A 6000-nucleotide genomic window follows, 5' to 3' on the forward strand; every position below is an offset into this window, starting at 1 on the left:
GTAAGTCCTGATAGAAAAAGCTGGAAAATTTCCCATTTAATTATCATTATTTACCCTGATTTTCCTTGGGCTGGGGTGGTTTAACCTTAGGGGTTTGAATTTGGGGACTTGGTGAGCTGAAAACGGGGACGGGGTTAATGATTCCCCATTGTTCATAGTACAAAGCTAGTTGCTGTTGATGATCAAGCTGAAAGCGTAATTGTTGGCCACTGCGTTCCAGGGTGTGGGCTGTGTAAACTCGGTCTTGAAGATTTTCCGTGGAAGAAACTAATTGCCCCAGGCCATCCACCAGTTTTCTTAGGTTGTTACGAAAGGCCGGATCGCCCGTTAATTGCTCCACATCGCTGGTGATTTTTTGGGCATTTTCAAAAGTAAGTCTGGCCGCATCCAAGGTCTGCTGTAGGGTAAGCATCAAGGTAGGGTCATTGAGGTCGTTGGAAATTTGCCGGATATTGTTGCTGGTGACGGCAGCATTTTCCATCAGTAGGGCGAGGTCATTGGTTACCTTTTGGGTATCGATCGCCGCTAGGCCGTGGTTGATAGTACCGACGGCGGTCTGGATTTCTTGACCAATGGCTTGGAGATCCCGGTTAGTAGTTTCAATACTTTTCAGGGTGAGATTGAATTGGGCCCGGTTTTCCCCCACCAGTTGGTTGAGGTTAACCATTAATAGGGAAGCTTCTTCGATGGTGCGGTTAATGTAGCCTTGGTTGGTCTGCACCACCTGGTCAACTCGACTGGTCAGCAAGGAAGCATTATCGGCGGCCTTGGCGATCGCCTCGGAAGTGCGCCCAAAACCCCGCACCTGTTGATTGGCAGTTTTGCTGAGGGCAGTGATTTCGGCGCTCATGGCGGCAATGCGGGCGGCGGCCAGGTTGGCACTTTTCACGGTGGCATTAATGTCGGCCACAAACTCCGGTTCGCTATAGGCTTGGGCTAAACGGGCCACACTGTTGGTCAATTGGGTCCCGGCTTGGCCCTCCAACTCGTCCCCATCGCAGAGAATTTTATCGCTTTCGGCACAGTCCGCACTGAGGGGATCAATGGCCAAAGCGGCCTCCGACAATTGGCGATCGGGAATCATATCAATGGCCGCTTCCCCCAATAAACCGTAGCGACTGATTTCCACCTGCACATCGGCGGGGATACGCAATTGGGTGGAACTAATTTCTAGCTGGGCCAAAATGCCGTTACTACCTGGTATTAATTTAGCCACCCGACCCACTGGTACACCCCGGTAACGCACGGCACCTCCCACCTGGAGCCCACTGGCGTCGTCAAATTGCACTAACACTTCATAGCCTGGATTGCCAAAAGCTCCCCCCCGTAACCATAGGACGATGCCACCAATAATAAATAGTCCCAACAGGGCAAACAGACCAACGGATCCTTCTTTGATGGTGCGGGGTCTGAGCATACGCAATGTCTCAATAGGGCCGAAAAATAAAGCGATTCGCCTAGGGGGCAAGGAGTTCCTTGCGGGGGGAAACGTTCAAAAAGTTAGGCTATTCCAGCATCGCCTCTTGTTCTAGGAAACGGCCAGGGGCCAATGGGTTCCCCCATCTTAGCGTCGTAGTGGTTAATCCAAAATGCGAATGGGACCTTCCACTTTGGCTTCAAAGAATTGCCGTACCAAGGGGTTATCGGTCTGGTCAATGGCGCTAACTGGCCCCTGCCATTGGATTTTGCCATCGTAAAGCAACACCACCCGATCCGCTGTCCGGCGAATGGTGCTTTCCTGGTGGCTCACCATAATATAGGTGCCGCATCCCCCCGGAGACTTTTGTAACCTCCGCACCAAATCTTCAATGACCGTGGAGGCGATCGGGTCTAAACCAGCGGTGGGTTCATCGTATAAAATCACTTCCGGATTGTCCTCCGGTTGATGGGGATTGGACATGATTGCCCGGGCAAAGCTAACCCTTTTACGCATCCCCCCCGATAGCTGGGCTGGATAGTAGTCTTCGATGCCGGTTAATCCCACCAAAGCGAGTTTGTCGGCCACCTGCTCCCGGATCACTTCTCTGGATAGGGAGGAATGTTCCAACAAGAAAAAGCCGACATTTTCCGCCACTGTCAGGGAATCAAACAGGGCTGATTGTTGGAATACGAGGGCAATGCGGATGCGCTCATTGTCGTCCTCCACTAAGCCCCGGCGGGGTTGGGTTTTGATCAGCACTTCCCCACTGTCCGGTGGCAATAGTCCGGCGATGATCCTTAAAATGGTTGATTTTCCGGTGCCGGATGGGCCAATCACCACCAATGCTTCCCCCGGATAGAGGTCTAAATCCACATTGTCCAAAATTTGGCGATCGCCAAAGGATTTACTAATACCCCGGAGTTGAATAAGGGGTTCCGTCATGTTGGATAGTCCCGCCAAAGCCTTAGTCTACCCGCTCCAACTGCCAGAGGATTTGGTTCCCTTCCCTTCTCACCCTGGAAACGACCCAGTTACGCCATGACCAATGATCCCCCCGACTGGTGACGGCACTGGGGTTAATATCCATCAAGTCAGCCAACTCCGAACTGGTAATTAAATACCCCTGCTTGGCAATTTCTTCGGCGGCCCGGAGGGTTTCTACCAAGTTACGCACCTGGAGAATCCGTTCTTCCCTCGATAACAGATACTCTTCCACATTATTGACAATATTTTCCATAGCCGTGCCTGTAAATAACACTCCAAGAGTGATCTAGAACCATATCTGGGGGAATTTTCCCTTCCACATCTTAACTAGTTTCCCGAAAACGGATGCTCAAATAAAACACTTTTTGCTTTTCTGAGTTAAATTTAACCGTCTAGGAAGCAAAGAACTATCTGAAGTACTAAAATAATTCGTTCTTTTCCATGCCTAATTCCACCTGGGGGACCGCTATAATGGACTGGCCAAAAAGTCCCTTCCCTGGGCTTTGTGGTGGAAATATTGTTAATTTCGCCCTGAATTGCCGTGTTGCACCATAATTTCCGCCTCTTTTGCCTGACTTTACTAGCCTGTTTGTCTGCTTTTGCCCCTCATACTCCAGCTCAAAATGTCACTGCGGCAAACGATGGCACTGGCACCACGGTTGATGCCCAGGGCGCTCAGTTCAACATTGGTGGGGGGAGTTTGTCAGGGGATGGACAAAATTTATTCCACAGTTTGCAACAGTTTGGGCTAGACCAAGGACAAATTGCCAATTTCCTTTCCAACCCTGATATTCGTAACATTCTCACCCGAATTGTGGGGGGAGATGCATCCATTATTAACGGTCTCATCCAAGTAAGCGGAGGCAATGCCAATCTCTTTTTGATGAACCCAGCGGGCATGATTTTTGGTCCCAATGCCAGCATCAATGTGCCCGGAGATTTTGTGGTCACCACTGGTTCGGCGATCGGCTTTGGCGATGACCAATGGTTCCAGGTTTTTTCCGACAATGATTACAATGCCCTGATAGGCAATCCCAGCCAATTTGCCTTTGATTTGGCTAACCCCGGTTTAATTATTAATGCGGGGGATTTGTCGGTAACGGAGGGCAAAAACCTCACTTTTTTGGCAGGAAATATCGTTAACACCGGTTCCTTGGCCGCCCCTGGAGGCAATATCACGGTGGCCGCCGTGCCAGGGCAGAATCGTATTCGTATTTCCCAAGCTGGCAGTTTACTGAGTTTGGAGGTGGAGGTTTCTCCCCAAATGAATCAGGGCGGCTCCTTTTCCGTGTTGGATTTACCTACCCTGTTAACCCAAGGAGCGAGCAATCTTGATTTGGGATTAGCGGTGCAACCCAATGGCAATGTTACGACCAACGGGACTAACGCTTTGGTTTCTCCGTTACCAGGTTCTGTCACCATATCGGGCAATGTTGATGCCAGTGGTAAAAGCACTAATATTTCCTCCGGTGGCCAAGTGGCGATCGCCGGCGATCAAATAGCAGTACAAGGCGCTACCGTTGATGTTTCAGGCAATGGTGGTGGCGGCACAGTGCGCATTGGTGGCGATTTTCAGGGCCAGCTCACTTTGCCCAATGCATCCCAAACCCTGATTGATAGTAATTCAGTAGTCAAAGCTGATGCCCTACTGACAGGAAATGGGGGAACCGTTATCGTTTGGGCCGATGACTCTACCCGCTTTAGTGGGAGTATTTCAGCCCAAGGTGGAACCATGGGGGGAAACGGCGGCTTTGTGGAAACCTCCGGCGCCAAAAGTTTGATGGTTGACGATACCGCCAGGGTTACTACTTTCGCCACCATGGGAGAACTTGGTACTTGGTTGTTAGATCCTCTAGAAATAATTGTCGGAACCACCGATGATCTACTTGCCGATCCAAAGCTTATTTCGGTACTTACAATCACAACCAGCTTGGACAACGGTAACGTTATTCTTCAAGCAGATCAATCCATTGCCGTTCAGGCAAATTTTAGTGCTGATCCCTCTGCCCCCGGTAATCTCACTTTCGATTCTCCTACAATCACTATCGATGCTCTTTTTTCCTTGGGAACTGGCTCAATTATTTTTGCTAACACAGGACCTATTAACACTGGTAATACACTAGTCACTTCTCCCTTTACCAATTTAGATTTTGACAATAAAATTCAACTCAATGCCAACACAACATTTACTGCTCCGGGATATGACATTTATTTCCGTAAATCTGTCAACGGCGGGTTTGATTTATTAGGCAACGCCAACTTTGTTTATTTTGATGACGGAGCTGGTATCACTACCCCACTGAAAAGTTTCGGTGTCACAGCTACGGAAATCTATGTAGGTAATGACATCGTTACCCAGGGAAATCAAATTTTCGACGGGGTGTTCTATGGATTACAACCAGTTAATTTGACGAGTAGCGCAGGCTCAGTAATTTTCACCAAAAATATTCTGCTTAATGGAAGTCTTCAAGTTCAGACTGCCCAAAATATCGTCAGTCAACCTTCTTCTTCCCTGAGTGCAGTGGAAATAGCATCCCACGTATTACTTGATGCTGGACAAAATGTTTCGTTCGGGAATATCAATACCCGGGGGGGCAATGTTGATATACAAGCTTTAGGCAATATTTCCACTGGATCAATAGTTACCTCTCCATTTGGTGGAAATGCAGGCAATGTAATTCTCGATGCTGGTGGGACTCTGACCACTGGCTACATAGAAACGTCTGGGACGAATGGCGGTGATGTTACCACATCTTCCGGCAGTAATACTAATACTGCTTATATTGATACCCGGGGATTTGGAGATGGCCTAGAGATAGATAGTTTGGGGGGAGCTGTTTCTATCGAAAGCAAGGGAGACATTACCACCGCCTTTATTGATACCGGAGCTTACTCAATTGAATCCTTCAATGAAGGTACGGGAGGAAATGTTTTCCTCACAGCAGATGGCAGTATCACAACGAATTACATATTCACCGCTGGAAAAAATGGTGGTGATATTTTCTTTCAAGCTGGTGAAAGCATAGAAATCATCGATTATTTAAATACCTATGGAAGTCAAACTAGTGGAGATGTATATGTTGAGGCTCCACTGGATATTTCAATTGGTTCCTACATATACACTGGAGGCGGGGGGGAGCCAGGGAATGTATTCCTGCAAGCAGGGGGAGATATTACCACTAGCTACATAGATACGTCGGCAGCCAATGGCGGTGATATTTTTATTCAGTCGGGGGGAGACACCGAAGTTGGTTATCTATTCACTAAAGGGTATGAAGGTAGGGGAGGAGATGTTTATGTTGAAACTGGCCGTTATTTTCGGGCGATCGATGGCTTTTTACTTGGTGAAGAAGGACCTTTTAGTGTCTACACCGCCGGCCTCACCGTTGGTGGTTCTGTGTACATTCAATTTGGTGGAAGTGAACCTTTCATCATCGGCAATCCAATTACCAATGGAACCATTGGGGCAATCAGTTCGGGAGATGACAATACTGTACCAATCGGTACACCACCAATTTTTGATACTTTTACCCTGGACAATATAACCATAACCACTGAACCCGAGCCGGAACCTGAACCCGAGCCGGAACCTGAGC

4 protein-coding genes are annotated in these 6000 nt (G+C 48.5%); 1 reads left to right on the forward strand and 3 read right to left on the reverse strand.

Going from position 1 to position 6000, the window contains the following annotated elements:
• Positions 1-46 precede the first annotated feature (46 nt).
• The 3 genes from BWK47_RS02490 to BWK47_RS02500 form a co-directional block, all read right to left on the reverse strand.
• The gene (locus BWK47_RS02490; RefSeq protein WP_162327445.1) at positions 47-1417 is read right to left on the reverse strand and encodes an MlaD family protein; all 1371 of its coding nucleotides are present in this window, start codon (positions 1415-1417) and stop codon (positions 47-49) included.
• 162 nt (positions 1418-1579) lie between these two features.
• Positions 1580-2362, reverse strand: a complete 783-nt coding sequence (locus BWK47_RS02495) for an ABC transporter ATP-binding protein (RefSeq protein WP_162327446.1) — start codon at positions 2360-2362, stop codon at positions 1580-1582.
• A 22-nt stretch (positions 2363-2384) separates the two neighbouring features.
• Complete coding sequence (locus tag BWK47_RS02500; protein ID WP_041425911.1) at positions 2385-2657, reverse strand: hypothetical protein; 273 nt, start codon at positions 2655-2657, stop codon at positions 2385-2387.
• Positions 2658-2945: 288 nt separating this feature from the next.
• Between BWK47_RS02500 and BWK47_RS02505 the strand changes: the two genes are divergently transcribed.
• Positions 2946-6000: two-partner secretion domain-containing protein (locus tag BWK47_RS02505; protein WP_237269758.1), on the forward strand; the 3055-nt coding region annotated here is incomplete at its 3' end.

The organism is Synechocystis sp. CACIAM 05 (assembly GCF_010222815.1).
In the GTDB taxonomy this organism is placed as follows: Bacteria; Cyanobacteriota; Cyanobacteriia; order Cyanobacteriales; family Microcystaceae; genus Synechocystis.

Bases quoted from the DNA above. Each gene is read 5' to 3' on its own strand.
- BWK47_RS02500 (WP_041425911.1), bottom strand. From the start codon at position 2,657: ATGGAAAATATTGTCAATAATGTGGAAGAGTATCTGTTATCGAGGGAA.
- BWK47_RS02490 (WP_162327445.1), bottom strand. From the start codon at position 1,417: ATGCTCAGACCCCGCACCATCAAAGAAGGATCCGTTGGTCTGTTTGCC.
- BWK47_RS02495 (WP_162327446.1), bottom strand. From the start codon at position 2,362: ATGACGGAACCCCTTATTCAACTCCGGGGTATTAGTAAATCCTTTGGC.